Source organism: Paractinoplanes toevensis (assembly GCF_018332695.1).
GTDB classification, from domain to species: domain Bacteria; phylum Actinomycetota; class Actinomycetes; order Mycobacteriales; family Micromonosporaceae; genus Actinoplanes; species Actinoplanes toevensis.
This window is the reverse complement of sequence record NZ_BOQN01000103.1, coordinates 11,878-25,758: the sequence shown is the minus strand read 5'-3', so window position 1 is coordinate 25,758 and position 13,881 is coordinate 11,878. Positions and strand designations below refer to the sequence as shown.

Sequence of the window (13,881 nt, the reverse complement as noted above, 5' to 3'; positions counted from 1 at the left end):
CATCGCACCCCCGTGGCGCACGCGCGACGTGCGGGACCTGCTTGTTTACAGTGACATCCGCACCAGTCGCACGGAGGCAACGATGACCGACCCCTATCAGCCACCCGGGCCCTACCAGCCGCCCGGCTCGACTCCCCCGCCGCCGGACCCTTACGCGCCGCCCGCCAATTCCCCGCAGCCGGACCCGTACGCTCCGCCGGCCGGCTACCAGCCGACGCCGCCGGACCCCTATGCGCCAGCCGCTGCCTACCAATCGTCGCCGGACCCGTATGCGCCGGCCACCAGTTACCAGCCGGCCGGTTATTACCAGCAGCAGCAGCCGGGCCCCTACGCGCCGGCCGGCCTTTACCAGCAACCCCCGGTCAATCCGTACGGCTACGCGCAGCCCCAGCCGACCGAGGGCCTGGCGATCGCGTCGCTGGTGGTGTCGTGTGCGGCCGTGCTGGGTCTGTGCTTCTACGGCATCGGTGTGATCCTCGGGCCGGTCGGCGCGATCCTCGGCCACGTAGCCCGCAAGCGCATCGCCCGCAACGGTTCGGGCGGGGCCGGCATGGCCCTGGCGGGCATCCTCATCGGCTGGATCGTGACCGGCCTGGTGGTACTCGCCGTCGCGGCCATCGCGATCTACGCGATCGCCGGCGGCAACTTCTCCTGACGCCGGCGACCAGCGCCGGCGCAGGGCCCGCATGCAGGCACCGGGAAGCGGCCGCACGCACGGCTCCGGGAAGCGGCCCCAACGCACGGCTCCGGGAAGCGGCCCCAACGCACGGGCCGAGATACGGCCCCAACGCACGGGCCGGGAAGCGGGCAGCAACGCGCATGCGCCAGGGAGAGGGTGGCAGCGCGCGGGCGGGGTCAGGTGCCGGGCGGGGGTGCGATTCGGCTGGTGGGGGCCGGTAGCGGCCGGACCGGGTCGGCGGAGACGAACACCAGCGGGGCCCGGCTGCCGTAGCGGGCCAGCAGGGCGGTTCGGGCCTTGGCCACGTCCCGGGTGCCGATCTCCACGCCGGTGCCGTCGTGGCGTGCTCCGATGCTGACGATCGGGACGCCCTCGTGGCTCCAGAAGGGCAGGTCGGCGACCACCCTGTCGTGCCAGACGGCCAGGCTGACCGCGGAGTGCGCGGCGTCGCGGACCAGGATGCAGGTGTCCTCGGCGGTCTTGCGGATGAAGTCGTCGAACGTGGCCGACGGCACCCGGTAGACGGTGGCCTGCACCAGCTCCTGGTCGACCTCGAGGCCGGCGTAGCTGTCGGTGAACTGCACCCGCCCGGCCTGCTCGATCCGGTTCATCACGGCTTCCAGCCCGGCTGGTGTCGTCGGCACGGTGACGCCGCTGACGGTGACGTGCTCCGGCGTTCGCTCCACCCCGCAGCCGCCGGTGGCCCAGCCCCCGGTGAGTCCGGGGGCGTCGACGACCTCCCCGTCGGGATCGCCGCACCCGCCGATCACGAGGGCGATCCCGAGCACGAGCCCCGGCCAGATCCGGAATCGATCGCGATGCATTGCATGCCCCTTCTCTACCCCGCCCCGGCGGTCGCCGCCAACCAGCGCCCTCTCAGCTCAACGAGCGACCCGCCATACCGGACAAAACGGCGGTCAATCGGTGAGAGTCGGGGCCACCGAGGGGCGGGCCGAGCGGGCGGCGCCGAGGATGACGACGAACACGCCGGCCAGCAGCAGGGCCAGTCCCGGCAGGGCGGCGGCCCGGGGTTGCTGGCCCAGCCACAGCCAGGCCAGCAGGGCCGCGCCGGGCACCTCGAGCAGGATCAGGACGCTCACCGTGGTGGCCGAGGTGTGGTGCAGGGCGTAGTTGAACATCGAGTGGCCCAGCAGCTGGGCCCCCACGACCAGGGCGAGGATCGCGGCCCACGTCGACGTGCGGTAACCGGTCAGGTCGACCCCGGCGGTCAGACAGACCAGCAGCAGGAGGAACGCGCAGGTGCCGTAGCAGATCCAGGTGTACGTGGTGGTGCTCAGCGTGGCGCGGGCCTGCTCGCCGAGCGCCGTGTAGACCGCGGCGGCCATCGCGCCGAGCAGAGCCAGCACGTCGGACAGCACCGCCTGCCCGGAGACGCCCACGTCCGCGCCGGTCGCCCAGACCGCACCGGCCACCGCGAGCCCGATGCCGAGCCAGCCGGCGGTCGACGGGCGGCGGCCCTGCCCGAGGGCGATCAGTCCCTGCCACACCGGCTGGGTGGCCACCAGGGCCGTCGCGGTCGCCACCGAGCCCAGCTGGACGCTCGGCATCCAGGTGGCGAAGTGCGCGGCCAGGGCCACCCCGGCCAGGAGGCAGAAGGTCACCGCGCGCCGGGTGGCGCCGCGCAGTTCCCGGCGGCGCGGGCCGAGCGTGATCGGCGTCAGGACGACCGTGGCCAGGCCGTTGCGCCAGAACGCGATGGCCATGGCAGGGGCTGCCGCGAAAGCGATGAGCGGGGCCGACGAGGAGACCGCCAAAACCGCTACCACCAGGGACAACGCGGTCAGAACGTGCGGTGAGCGCGCATTCATCCCCGGCCGTCGCTTCTTGCAGAGTTGTTCAGCACATTCATCTATCGCTATTGAACGGAGAGTGACGCCACGACTACAGTCACCGCGGTGTCCTGACCTCTTTTGATCATCTAATGCCCGGGAGGCTGATTTACCATGCCCGCATACCGTGCGGTCGTGTTCGACTTTTTCGGCACGTTGACCCGCGCCGTCCAGCGCGGACCGCAGCACGCCGAGATCGCCCGAGACCTCGGCGTCGATCCGGAAGCGGTGCTCGGCGTGCTCGACCGCACCTTCCGGGCCCGGGCCCGGGGCCGGTACGGCAACGCGGAAGCCACCCTACGGTGGGTCATCGAGCAGGCCGGTGGCCGCCCCCGCCCGGCCCAGGTACGAGCCGGTGTCCCGGCCCGGATCAGCGCGCTGAAGGCCGACACCCGGCTGCGGCCCGACGCGGTGAGCGCGCTGACCGCCATCCGCCGGCGCGGCCTGGCCACCGCGGTGATCAGCGACTGCACGCACGAACTGCCGGCCTTCCTGCCCGGCCTGCCGATCGCCCCGCTGCTCGACGCCAAGATCTATTCCGTACGCCTCGGGGTCTGCAAGCCGGACCCGCAGATCTACCTGGCCGCGTGCGATGAGCTGGATGTTCTCCCGGCCGAATGTCTCTATGTCGGCGATGGCGGCAGCCATGAGCTGACCGGTGCCGCCGCGGTCGGCATGACGCCGGTCCGGCTGGCCGCGCCCGACCTGACGAACCACCTGGTGTTCGACGCGGACCACAACTTCGCCGGGCGGACCGTGCGGTCGCTGACCGAGGTGGTCAACCTGATCGACACCCTCCAGCCGGCCCCGGCCGCGCTGGCGACGAAGTAACCTGTCGCGGTGACGTCAGCGGTCTTGGATGAGGCACTCAAGAAGGCGGCGCTGGCCTGGATCTCCGTGGGGGACGGGCCGGCGCTCGGGCTCTGGTGCATGCCGTTCGAGGGTTCGCTGATCGTGGTCAGCGGGCCCGGCGAGCAGGTCGCGCCGGGCCTGGCCGAGGCCGCGACGGCGACGGTGCGCCTGCGCGGCGACAACGGCGGCCTGATCGTGGTCAGTGACATGGCGGTGACGCGGCTGCAGCCGGGCTCCGAGGAGTGGGAGACGGTGGCGCCGCAGCTGGCTCAGAAGCGGCTCAACGCGTCCGGCACGTTCGGCGAGATGGTCACCCGCTGGGCCGATTCGGGCTGCGCGGTCGTCCGGCTCACGCCGGCCGAGCAGCACACCCCGGTCACCGCGCCCGATCTGCCGGCCGACTCGGGTGCGGTGACTCCGCGCGAGACCCCGGCGCGCAACGAAACCCGCCGACCGTTCCGCCTGCATCGCGTCCGCCGCCGCTGAAGGCCGGCGCGGCTCAGCCGACGAAGGGCGGCACCATGATCTCGCCGCGAGCGATCGCGCAGACGTGGCCGGTCACGGTGGCGGAGACGGCCCGGCCGGCGGTCGCGGTGACCGTGCACTCCAGCAGGGACGGGCGCTTCATCTCGTAACCCTGGTGGATCCGGTAGTCGGTGGTGCCGTCGGGCGGGAGCCAGCCCGCGGCGACCAGCCACACGCCGAGGCCGAGGGCGGCCGAGCCGGTCGCCGGATCCTCAGGGACGGCGCTACCGGCGACGAGAACCCGGGAGTGCGCTTCGCGCGACTCCGGCGACCAGGAGAACAAACAGACGTCGGTGACGGCCAGGCGTTCGGCCGCGGCCAGTTCCAGGCGTACGGACGACAACTGCTCACGCCGTACGGGAATGAACAACCAGCTCAGCCCGCACCCGGCCGCACGCGGGGCAGCGAGCGCGTCCCCGTCGAGCCCGGCCATCGCGAGCAGCGGGGCCGCGTCCAGCGGCTCGCCGAGCGTCGGCTCGCCGCCGGTGAGCGTGGCCGTGCCGGACTCCCGCACCTCGATCGACAGCAGGCCGGCGCCGCACTCCTGGACGACCGTCCCGGCCGGAAAATCGCCCCGCCGCATCGAGGTGACCGCGGCGCCGACGCTCGGATGACCGGCGAACGGCAGTTCCGACTCGGGCGTGAAGATCCGGGCCCGATAGGTGGCGCCCGGCTGGGTGGGCGGGAGAACGAAGACCGTCTCGGAAAGGTTGAACTCCCGGGCCAGGGCGTGCATCTGGTCACCGGCCAGATCATCGCCGCCGTAGACCACAGCCAGCGGGTTCCCGGCGAAGGGACGATCGGTGAACACGTCGACGATCTCGTACGCCAAGGTGGACATGTCCGGACCCTAACCTAGGCTGGGCCTGTGACCATGGGGACGAGGGTTTATCTGGCCCGGCTCGCCGGCCTGGGTGTTTTCGACCCCAACGGCGATCGGGTCGGCCGCGTCCGGGACGCCGTGGTCCGGTTGCGCACCACCAACCGGCCACCGCAGGTGGTGGGCCTGGTGGCCGAGATGGCCCTGCGCCGCCGGATCTTCCTGCCGATCGGGCGGGTCACCTCGATGGATTCCGAGGCGGTCGTGCTGAGCACCGGCACCCTCAACCTGCGCCGGTTCGAGAAGCGGCCGAACGAGTTGCTCGTGGTGGAGGAGTTGCTGGACCGGCGGGTCACGGTGATGCCGGAGACCGGCGACGGGCACGGCAGCCCGGGCAATGTCGTGGACATCGGCATGGACCTCACCCGGAACAACGAATGGCTGGTCACCCGGGTGGCCGTGCGCGAGCACACCGGGCGGCTCGCCCGGCGCGGCCACGTCTACCAGGCGGAGTACGAACGCATTCGCAATCTGTTCGGCCCGACCGACACCCAGGGCACGTCCAATCTGCTGGCCCTGCTGGAGCCGATGCGCCCGGCCGACATGGCGAACGCCCTGCAGGACCTGCCGGACGCCCGCCGCAACGAGGTGGCCGCGGCGCTGAGCGACCGCAAGTTGGCCGACGTGCTGGAGGAGTTGCCCGAGCACGACCAGGTGGAGATCCTGTCCCGGCTGGATCGGGAGCGGGCCGCCGACGTGCTCGAGCGGATGGACCCGGACGACGCCGCCGACCTGCTCGCCGAGCTGCCGAACGCCGAGCAGACCATGCTGCTGGACCTGATGGAGCCGGAGGAGGCCGCCCCGGTCCGGCAGCTGATGAGCTACAAGCCGGGCACGGCCGGCGCGGTGATGACCTCCGAGCCGGTGATCATGACGCCGGACGCGACGGTGGCCGAGGCCCTCGCGCGCATCCGCGAGCCCGACCTGTCGCCAGTGGTGGCCGCGCAGGTTTTCGTGGCCCGTGCACCCTCGGCGACGCCGACGGGTAAGTACCTCGGCATGGTGCATTTCCAGCGGCTGTTGCGCGAACCCCCGGCCTCGATCCTCGGCGGCATCGTCGACAACGACCTGGAACCGCTGCGCCCGGCCATCTCGCTGGGCGAGATAACGAAGCGGATGGCGACCTACGACCTGGTGGCGATGCCGGTGGTGGACAACACGCACCGGCTGCTCGGCGCGGTGACGGTCGACGACGTGCTCGACCACTCGCTGCCGCGGGACTGGCGTGACCGGGACACCGCGAACGCCGAGCCCGAGGACGGGGTCCACCTATGAGCTCCGAGCCGCGGCGCGACCGGCTCGACCAGCCGGTCGAGCCGGGCCGGGTGCGGCTGCCCCGGTTCAACCCGGAGTCGTTCGGGCAGTGGTCGGAGAACATCGCCCGATACATGGGGACGGCCCAGTTCATCGTGTGGATGACGCTGGTGATCGCGGCCTGGTTCCTGTGGAACACGCTGGCCCCGGCGAAGATGCAGTTCGACCCGTACACCTTCACGTTCCTGACCTTGATCTTGTCGCTGCAGGCCTCCTATGCCGCGCCACTGATCCTGCTCGCGCAGAACCGGCAGGCCGACCGGGATCGCCTGACCATGGAGGAGGACCGGCGCCGGGCCGCGATGCAGAAGGCCGACACCGAATACCTCGCTCGGGAGATCGCCTCGCTGCGCATCGCGCTGGGCGAGGTGGCCACCCGGGACTTCCTCCGCAGCGAGCTGGCCCGGCTGGCCGATGAGCTGGACGAAGCCGCCCACCGCCGGGAGAAACGGGCCCGCGCGGAATGGGAGGAGGATCGCAAGGAGTGGGATCCGGAGCGCTCCTGACCGAGCAGTAGCATCGAACTCATGTCCGCTCCTGCACCGACGCTCGAGGACGCGATCCAGACCGCTCTCGCGACCGTCGACGACCCCGAGATCCGCCGCCCGATCACCGACCTCGGCATGGTCAAGGGCTTCACCGTCGCCGCCGGCACCGTCAAGGTCGAGTTGCTCCTCACCGTGGCCGGCTGCCCGCTGCGCGACAAGCTCAACAACGACATCACCGCCGCCCTCACCAAGATCCCCGGGATCACCGCGGTGTCGGTCGACTTCGGTGTCATGTCCGAAGAGCAGCGCAAGGCGCTGCAAACCTCGCTGCGCGGTGGTCCGGCCTCGGCCGAACCGGTCATTCCGTTCGCCCAGCCGGGCTCCCGGACGCGGGTGTACGCGGTGGCCAGCGGCAAGGGCGGCGTCGGCAAGTCGAGCGTCACCGTGAACCTGGCGGCGGCCCTGGCAAAGCGGGGTCTGTCGGTCGGTGTGGTCGACGCGGACATCTACGGCCACTCAGTGCCCCGGATGCTCGGCGTGGAGGGCAGGCCGACCCGGGTCGAGGAAATGATCATGCCGCCGCAGTCGCACGGCGTGAAGGTGATCTCGATCGGCATGTTCACCGCCGGCAACGCGGCCGTGGTGTGGCGCGGGCCGATGCTGCACCGCGCGCTGCAGCAGTTCCTGGCCGATGTCTACTGGGGCGACCTGGACGTGCTGCTGCTCGACCTGCCGCCGGGCACCGGTGACGTGGCCATCTCGCTGGCCCAGCTCCTGCCGAACGCGGAGATCCTGGTCGTCACCACCCCGCAGGAGGCCGCTGCCGAGGTGGCCGAGCGGGCCGGCGCGATCGCGCTGCAGACCCACCAGCGCCTGGTCGGCGTCGTGGAGAACATGTCCTGGCTGGAGCTGCCGGACGGCTCTCGGATGGAGGTCTTCGGCAGCGGTGGCGGCCAGGCCGTGGCCGACTCGCTGACCAAGACGGTGGGCGCCTCGGTGCCCCTGCTCGGGCAGATCCCGCTCGACACCCGGGTGCGGGAGGCGGGCGACGCCGGCAACCCGATCGTGCTGGCCGACCCGTCGGCGCCGGCCGCGAAGGCTCTGGACGCGGTGGCCGACCGACTGGCCGTGCGGCGTGACTCGCTGGTCGGCAAGCCGCTCGGCCTGCTGGTCAACGCCCGGAAGGGCTAGACGTCAGGTCGCGTCGAGGTCGAACGAGGCCCGCTTCTCCACCGCGCCGGATGCCGGCGCCGAGGGAGTGGCGGGCTTCCTGATGTCGGCCGCCGCGGCCACGTCGGAGAGATCGTTCTTCACGCCGGCCAGGTCGTTCTTCACATCGTCGAAGAGGCCCTGGAGCGGCTTGCGGAGCGACGCCTCCTCCTCCTCGCTGAGGATGTGCTTGCGGATGAACGCCTTCGGATGAAGGTCCTGCAGCTGGAGGTCGGTGCCGAGCTCGCGATTGAGGTCGGTGGTGGCGTTTTGCGCCATGGCGCGCAGGCCACGCAGCATGCGCAGGCCGTCGCCGATCACCTTGGGCAGGCGCTCACCGAAGATCAGCAACGCGAGCAGCAGCAGCGCGCCGATCTCCCACCAGTTCAGATTTTCGAACATGAGGCGGCCTCCCTGTGTTTCCCGGCGCCCAGCCTACGCACGCTCGCTGTGGATCCGCACCCCCGCGAGGTGATCAGTTGGAGTCGGCGGCGAGCGTCACGGAGGCGCTCTGGGTCTTGGTGCCCCGGCGGTACTCGACCGGCACCACCGCGCCGGGAGCGTACTTGCGGACCAGGGCGATCAGGTCGGTGCCGTCCTCGAGGGGATGGTTGTCGAGCTTGGTGACCACGTCACCGGCCTTGAGACCGGCGGTGCCGGCCGGGCCGGCCGGGTCGACCGAGCGCAATTTGGCGCCGCCGCCGGTGTTCGTGCCGGTGGTGACCTCGGCACCGATCACCGTCCGCCGGGCCTTGCCGTGGTCGATGATGTCGCCGGCGATCCGCTTCGCCTGGTTGATCGGGATCGCGAAGGCCAGGCCGATGTTGCCGGCCTCGGTCTCGGTGCCGCTCACCGAGCGGATCACCGAGTTGACCCCGACGACCTGACCGGCCGCGTTGACCAGCGGGCCACCGGAGTTGCCCTGGTTGACCGCGGCGTCGGTCTGGATGGCCGCGTAGTACCGGGTGGTGCCGCCCGGGTCGCCGGCCTGGATGGTGCGGTCCAGCGCGCTGACGATGCCCGAGGTCACGGTGTTGACCAGGGCCAGCGGGGAACCGAAGGCGAACACCGGGTCACCGACCGCGATCGCGTCGGAGTCGCCGAGCGAAACCGGTGTGACGTTGGACTTTGCGACCTTGATCACGGCGATGTCGGACTCCGGATCGCGGCCGACCAGTTTCGCCGAGGCAGTCGACCCGTCGCTGAACGACACCGACATTGTCTTGTCGTCGGCGCCCTCGACCACGTGATCGTTGGTGATCACGTAGCCGTCGTCGGAGACGATGAAGCCCGAGCCGATCGCGCCGGTCACCCGGACCGTGACGACGCTCGGCAGCACCTTCTTGACGATGCCGGCGTTCGACTCGGGCGCCCGGTTGACCTCGGCCGGCGCCTCCTGCCCGGCCGCGCCGAGCTGGCTGCCGGTGCCGTTGGCGAGGCCGCCGCGCACCGCGAAGACGAAGCCCAGGGTGCCGCCCAGACCACCCGCCAGCAGGGCGGTGACCAGGCAGATCAGCAGGACCGGGGTGAGCGAGCGGCGGGGCGCGTCGGGGTCGGTGACCGGCTCCGGCGCGGGGCCGGTGCTCTCCCGCGCGGTCGGCACCACCACGTGCGCCGGGGCGTAGGGGTCACGCCACGGATCGGCCAACGCGTCGGACCACCAGGGCGACGGTTGACCTGCGGCGGGCGGCGGAGCGGAGCGCGCGTTCCAGCCGTCGGTCACGTCGGTGCCTCCCTCACATCCCTCAGGAGCCCGGCTCCCCCTCCAGAATGACACGGATCCCCGACAGCACCCGGCCCCGGGCTGTTTATCCCATCGACCGCCCGCTGCGGCCTTGGAAAGCGTCGCTCTACTCTCATATCCGATGTGCGCAAGTTCCGCACGTCGTCCGCCGCCCGGAGGTTGTCATCGTCCCGTCAATTCGTCCGCAGCCGGCCCACTCCGCTGCGCTGGCCTTCGCCGAGGCGTACGCCAGCGAGGACGTGGTCCTGCAGACCGCGCGCAGCCTCGCCCACGAGCTCGGCCTGGAGAGCGTCACCCCGGCCGCCGGCTCCGTGCTGCGCCTGCTGGCGGCCGCGGGCAACGCCAAGGCGGTGGTGGAGATCGGTACGGGTGCCGGGGTCAGCGGCATCTGGCTGCTGCGCGGGATGCGGACCGACGGGGTGCTCACCACCATCGACGTGGAGAACGAGCACCAGCGGATCGCCCGGCGGATCTTCGTGGAGGCCGGTTTCGCCCCGTCCCGGACCAGGATCATCACCGGCCGCGCCCTGGACGTCCTGCCCCGCCTCGCCGACGGCGTCTACGACCTGGTCTTCGTCGATGCCGACGCCACCGAGTTCACGGCCTGCGCGGAGGCGGCGCTGCGGCTGCTGCGCCCGGGCGGGGTGCTGGTGGTCAACGGCGCGATGGCCGGCGGCCGGATCAGCGACCCGGCCGCCCGGGACGTGGACACGCTGACCATCCGGGAGACGGTGCGGGTCGTGCGCGAGTCGGAGGAGTGGATCCCGGCGATCATCCCGTCCGGGGCCGGCCTGCTCACCGCGGTGAAGCGCTGACCGTCTCCAGGTATCGCAGCAGGGTGCGGGCGCCCCACCCGGTGGCACCCCGGGTCAGATCGAGGTCGGTCTCGTCGGCCCAGCTCGGCGCGGCCATGTCGAGGTGGGCCCAGGCCGAGACCTGGTCGCCGAGGAACTCGCGCAGGTAGAGCGCGGCGACCACGGCACCGGCGCCCTGCGCGGGCGAACTGTGCCGGTCGGCGATCTCGGACCGCAGGTATTCGCAGTAGTCGTCGGGCAGCGGCATCCGCCACATCGCCTCTCCGGCGCTCGCACCGGCCGCCTGGAGCGCACCGGCCAGCTCGTCGTCGTGGCTGAACAGGGCGGCGATGCGCGGGCCCAGGGCGATCGCGTTGGCCCCGGTCAGCGTGGCCAGGTCGACGATCACGTCCGGGTCCAGCTCGGCGACCGCGTAACCGAGCGCGTCGGCCAGCACCAACCGGCCCTCGGCGTCGGAGTTGGTGCTCTCGCTGGTGGTGCCGTCGTAGTGAGTGATCACGTCACCGGGCCGGTACGCGTCGGCGCCGACCGCGTTCTCGGCCAGCGGGAGCAGTGCGGTCACCCGTACCGGAAGGTTCAGGTCGGACGCGCCCAGCGTGGCCGCCACCACCGCGGCCGCACCGGCCATGTCGATCTTCATGGTCTTCATGCCCGGCCGGGTCTTGATCGAGATGCCGCCGGAGTCGAACGTGATGCCCTTGCCGACCAGCACCACGTGGCGGGTGGCGCCGGCCGGGTGCCGGCTCATCTCGACCAGGCACGGCGGGAAGACCGAGGCGCCGCCGACGGCCCGCAGGCCGCCGAACCGCTCCAGCTCGGCGCCGCTGCGGATGCGGACGGTGACATCCGTACGCTTCGCGGCCGCGCCGACGATCTCCTCGGCCAGCCAGTCCGGGTTCTTGAGCGAGGACGGGGTGTTGGCCAGGTCTCGTGCGAGCCAGACGGCGCGGGCCGTCACCTGCGCCCGGGCCAGGCTCGCGGGGTCTTCGTCGGGGTCGGGCACCACCAGGTCGACCGCGGCCGACCGGGGCTCCTCGCGGCCGTCGCGGTAGCGGTAGCCGCCCAGCCACAGACCCTCGGCGAGGGCCCGGACCGCGTCCGTCGGGACGCCCATGATCTGCACCGGCTCGTCACCCGGCACCGCACGGCTCACCGCCGCGCCGGCCGCCCGCCAACCGGCGTCGTCACCAGCGCCGATCCCGGCCAGCAGCACCTTCGCCGGCCGGCATAGTGGTCTCGGGAATATCCGGATTTCGCCAGCTTTTTCCATGCCGTCGGCGAGCGCGGCGATTTCCGCCGCCAGCTCGCCCTCGTCGTGCGACAGTGAGCCCGAGACGGCGATCGGGGCGACCCACGTTCGGTTGTCGTCGAGATGGTCGGTCAGCCTGATCGGAAACACGAGAGCGTGACCTTTCTCGAAGACGTGGAAAGCCCGCCGGTACGGGCGGTACCGTACCGGCGGGCTCGCGTGAAACGTCAGCCGGCGATCGACTTCAACGCGTCGCCCAGCGCGTTGGCCTCGTCCGGAGTCATCTCAACGACGAGACGGCCACCACCTTCCAGTGGGACGCGCATGACAATGCCCCGTCCCTCCTTGGTGACCTCCAGCGGACCATCGCCCGTCCGCGGCTTCATCGCCGCCATTTCGTCTCCCCTCAGACCCACATCAGGGTGTCGGTGGGTTACCCCACAGCCACTACTCAACGTCACGTGCTCAGCCCCACGCGACGTGCTAACTCGTATATCCGACCGGCGGCCGAGGGCCATTTCGCGTGCTGACGCGACCCGGCCCACCGTGCCGATCAAACATTTTCCCTGATGAACACCGGCGAACCCAAACCCAGCCCGGGCGGATGTGACAGCGTCTAGCATATCGTCTTTTGGGCTGTCACAATGTGCGGTCATGCAGGCGCGGTCGGCACTCTTCGACCTGTACGGCGACTATCTCCGTCCCCGAGGCGGGCGCGCGCCGGTTGCCGCCCTGGTCAGACTGCTCGCGCCGCTCGGCATCGCCCCGCCCGCGGTCCGCACCGCGGTGTCCCGGATGGTCCGCCAAGGCTGGCTGCATCCGATGCGCTTGGTCTCCGGACCGGGCTATCTGCTCACCCCGAAGGCCGCACGCCGACTCGACGAGGCGGCGGCCCGGATCTACCGAACCGGGCGCTCCGGGTGGGACGGACGGTTCGATCTGGTCCTTCTGCACGGCCCGCTGCCGAAGCGCGAGGCCAACCGGCTGGCGTACCTCGGCTACGGATCACTCGGTGATCATGCCTGGGTCGCACCGAGGGCCGTCGAGGAGGTCGACACGGTCCTGGTCGACGCCGGGGTCGGCTACGAACGGTTCAGCGCGGCGCACGCGGCCGGCTCGCTCGGCGCCGCCGAGGTGGTCGGCCGGGCGTGGGATCTGTCCGAGCTCGCCAACTCCTACGAGACGTTCGTGTCCGATCTGCGCCCCGTGGTCAGCTCGGTCAACGGGCGCAGCAGCGACGAGGAGGCGTACGCGGCCCGCTTCCGGCTGGTGCATGCCTGGCGCTCGTTCCTGTTCCGCGACCCCCAGCTGCCCCCCTCGCTGCTGCCGCCGCGCTGGCCCGGGGCGAGCGCGGCCGGCTTCTTCGACCGGCACTCGGCCCGGTTGCGCCCGGCCGCCGACCGCTACGTCGAACGCTGCCTGCAGTCGGCCGGAAGGGGCGGCCGTGTGGGATTCTCGGATACATGACGGACTCGCTGCTCGTCGACCGCACTGACGCGGTCGTCACGCTCACGCTCAACCGGCCCGACGCGATGAATGCCCTCGACGTCGACCTCAAGGTGGCCCTGCGGGACACCCTCGCGTCGCTGGAGTCCGACCGCAGCTGCCGGGCGATCGTGCTGGCCGGCGCGGGTCGCGGCTTCTGCGTCGGGCAGGACCTGCGCGAGCACGCCGAGCAGCTGGAGTCCGGCCACACCGACCTGGACACCGTGCGAGCGCACTACAACCCGATCGCGCAGCGGCTGGCCAGCATGCCGAAGCCGGTGGTGGCCGCGGTCCGCGGGATGGCGGCGGGCGCCGGGGCGTCGCTGGCGCTGCTGGCCGACTTCCGGATCGGCGGGCCGTCGACCGGGTTCCTGATGGCGTTCGCCAACGTGGGCCTGGCCGGCGACAGCGGCGTCTCGTGGTCGCTGCCGCGGATCGTGGGGCACGCCCGGGCGGTCGAGTTGCTGCTGCTGGCCGAGCCGGTGCGGGCCCAGCGGGCGTACGAGATCGGTCTGCTCTCCCGTCTTCTGGAGGACGACGACCAGGTTCTGCCGCAGGCGCAGGAGCTGGCGGCGCGGCTCGCGGCCGGGCCCACGGTGGCCTACGGCGCGATCAAGCGGGAGCTGTCCATCGGCGACGCCGGCACGCTGTCCGACGCGCTGGCGGCCGAGGCGCAGGCCCAGGCGATCTGCGGCGGCACGGCCGACCACAAGGCCGCGGTGGCGTCGTTCCTGGCCAAGCAGAAACCGGTCTTCGAAGGCCGCTGATCCTGGTGTTATGACGGTTTTGGG

At 71.6% G+C, this 13,881-nt stretch carries 16 protein-coding genes; 9 read left to right on the top strand and 7 right to left on the bottom strand.

What is annotated here, in order from left to right; all coding sequences use genetic code 11:
* The first annotated feature begins 82 nt into the window (after positions 1-82).
* A complete protein-coding gene (locus tag Ato02nite_RS38880; RefSeq protein ID WP_213011703.1) occupies positions 83-655 on the top strand; it encodes a DUF4190 domain-containing protein in 573 nt (190 codons plus the stop codon).
* A gap of 200 nt (positions 656-855) precedes the next feature.
* Here the strand turns inward: Ato02nite_RS38880 and Ato02nite_RS38875 are convergent, their stop codons facing one another.
* Positions 856-1,503, bottom strand: a complete 648-nt coding sequence (locus Ato02nite_RS38875; RefSeq protein ID WP_213011702.1) for a hypothetical protein — start codon at positions 1,501-1,503, stop codon at positions 856-858.
* Between the two features lie 93 nt (positions 1,504-1,596).
* A complete protein-coding gene (locus Ato02nite_RS38870) occupies positions 1,597-2,508 on the bottom strand; it encodes a DMT family transporter (protein WP_213011701.1) in 912 nt (303 codons plus the stop codon).
* A gap of 135 nt (positions 2,509-2,643) precedes the next feature.
* Between Ato02nite_RS38870 and Ato02nite_RS38865 the strand changes: the two genes are divergently transcribed.
* A complete protein-coding gene (locus Ato02nite_RS38865; protein ID WP_213011700.1) occupies positions 2,644-3,360 on the top strand; it encodes an HAD family hydrolase in 717 nt (238 codons plus the stop codon).
* A 9-nt stretch (positions 3,361-3,369) separates the two neighbouring features.
* Positions 3,370-3,867 (top strand): hypothetical protein, encoded by a 498-nt coding sequence (locus tag Ato02nite_RS38860; protein WP_213011699.1) that lies wholly within the window; start codon positions 3,370-3,372, stop codon positions 3,865-3,867.
* Between the two features lie 13 nt (positions 3,868-3,880).
* On the opposite strand, the gene Ato02nite_RS38855 is transcribed toward Ato02nite_RS38860, so the two are convergent.
* The gene (locus Ato02nite_RS38855; protein WP_213011698.1) at positions 3,881-4,747 is read right to left on the bottom strand and encodes a PhzF family phenazine biosynthesis protein; all 867 of its coding nucleotides are present in this window, start codon (positions 4,745-4,747) and stop codon (positions 3,881-3,883) included.
* A 27-nt stretch (positions 4,748-4,774) separates the two neighbouring features.
* On the opposite strand from Ato02nite_RS38855, the gene Ato02nite_RS38850 reads away from it, so the two are divergent.
* The 3 genes from Ato02nite_RS38850 to Ato02nite_RS38840 are packed head-to-tail and all read left to right on the top strand — an operon-like array spanning position 4,775 to position 7,779.
* Entirely contained in the window at positions 4,775-6,061 is a 1,287-nt protein-coding gene (locus tag Ato02nite_RS38850; protein ID WP_213011697.1) for a magnesium transporter MgtE N-terminal domain-containing protein, read from the top strand.
* The gene (locus Ato02nite_RS38845; RefSeq protein WP_213011696.1) at positions 6,058-6,606 is read left to right on the top strand and encodes a DUF1003 domain-containing protein; all 549 of its coding nucleotides are present in this window, start codon (positions 6,058-6,060) and stop codon (positions 6,604-6,606) included. The genes Ato02nite_RS38850 and Ato02nite_RS38845 overlap by 4 nt, the downstream gene beginning before the upstream one ends.
* Positions 6,607-6,627: 21 nt before the next feature.
* Positions 6,628-7,779: an Mrp/NBP35 family ATP-binding protein gene (locus Ato02nite_RS38840; protein ID WP_213011695.1), complete on the top strand. Its 1,152-nt coding sequence runs from the start codon at positions 6,628-6,630 to the stop codon at positions 7,777-7,779.
* 3 nt (positions 7,780-7,782) lie between these two features.
* On the opposite strand, the gene Ato02nite_RS38835 is transcribed toward Ato02nite_RS38840, so the two are convergent.
* Positions 7,783-8,199, bottom strand: a complete 417-nt coding sequence (locus Ato02nite_RS38835) for a twin-arginine translocase TatA/TatE family subunit (RefSeq protein WP_213011694.1) — start codon at positions 8,197-8,199, stop codon at positions 7,783-7,785.
* 73 nt (positions 8,200-8,272) lie between these two features.
* Positions 8,273-9,520 (bottom strand): S1C family serine protease, encoded by a 1,248-nt coding sequence (locus Ato02nite_RS38830; RefSeq protein ID WP_213011693.1) that lies wholly within the window; start codon positions 9,518-9,520, stop codon positions 8,273-8,275.
* 227 nt (positions 9,521-9,747) lie between these two features.
* Between Ato02nite_RS38830 and Ato02nite_RS38825 the strand changes: the two genes are divergently transcribed.
* Positions 9,748-10,356 (top strand): O-methyltransferase, encoded by a 609-nt coding sequence (locus Ato02nite_RS38825; RefSeq protein ID WP_213011730.1) that lies wholly within the window; start codon positions 9,748-9,750, stop codon positions 10,354-10,356.
* On the opposite strand, the gene Ato02nite_RS38820 is transcribed toward Ato02nite_RS38825, so the two are convergent.
* Positions 10,337-11,755, bottom strand: a complete 1,419-nt coding sequence (locus Ato02nite_RS38820) for a leucyl aminopeptidase family protein (protein WP_246607950.1) — start codon at positions 11,753-11,755, stop codon at positions 10,337-10,339. The two genes, Ato02nite_RS38825 and Ato02nite_RS38820, sit on opposite strands and share 20 nt — an antisense overlap.
* Before the next feature lie 77 nt (positions 11,756-11,832).
* Positions 11,833-12,000 carry a DUF3117 domain-containing protein gene (locus tag Ato02nite_RS38815; RefSeq protein WP_014447667.1) on the bottom strand — a complete coding sequence of 56 codons (168 nt, stop codon included), beginning with the start codon at positions 11,998-12,000 and terminating at the stop codon, positions 11,833-11,835.
* A gap of 259 nt (positions 12,001-12,259) precedes the next feature.
* Here Ato02nite_RS38815 and Ato02nite_RS38810 point away from each other — a divergent pair, with 259 nt between their 5' ends.
* Both Ato02nite_RS38810 and Ato02nite_RS38805 read left to right on the top strand, forming a co-directional pair.
* Positions 12,260-13,072 carry a PaaX family transcriptional regulator gene (locus Ato02nite_RS38810; protein WP_213011692.1) on the top strand — a complete coding sequence of 271 codons (813 nt, stop codon included), beginning with the start codon at positions 12,260-12,262 and terminating at the stop codon, positions 13,070-13,072.
* Positions 13,069-13,857 (top strand): enoyl-CoA hydratase-related protein, encoded by a 789-nt coding sequence (locus Ato02nite_RS38805; protein WP_213011691.1) that lies wholly within the window; start codon positions 13,069-13,071, stop codon positions 13,855-13,857. Before Ato02nite_RS38810 ends, Ato02nite_RS38805 begins: the two co-directional genes overlap by 4 nt.
* Positions 13,858-13,881 lie beyond the last annotated feature (24 nt).